The 276-nt window shown below is 40.9% G+C and carries 1 pseudogene; it reads right to left on the bottom strand.

The features are described from left to right. A pseudogene (locus NLF92_RS12850) lies at window positions 1-276 on the bottom strand (ketol-acid reductoisomerase); the annotation flags it as partial.

Below are 276 nucleotides of genomic sequence, written 5' to 3'. Positions count from 1 at the left end.
AAATTTCTCACGCAAAATTGGAATTGCTGCGTTAGCAAACAAATAGTTTCCGTATTCTGCTGTGTCTGAAATAACCACGTTCATTTCATACAAACGCTTACGTGCGATTGTGTTAGAAATAAGCGGTGTTTCATGCAGTGATTCATAGTACGCAGACCCAGGTAAAATACCGGCTTCAACCATTACGTCGAACGCAACTTCAACACCACACTTGATCATGGCAACCAGTAAGATGCCGTGGTCAAAGAATTCTTGTTCACTGATTTCACCTTCATA

This window comes from Opacimonas viscosa, from assembly GCF_024199005.1.
GTDB lineage: Bacteria > Pseudomonadota > Gammaproteobacteria > Enterobacterales > Alteromonadaceae > Opacimonas > Opacimonas viscosa.
The sequence above is the reverse complement of the archived record's forward strand: the minus strand, read 5'-3'. Positions and strand labels throughout refer to the sequence as shown.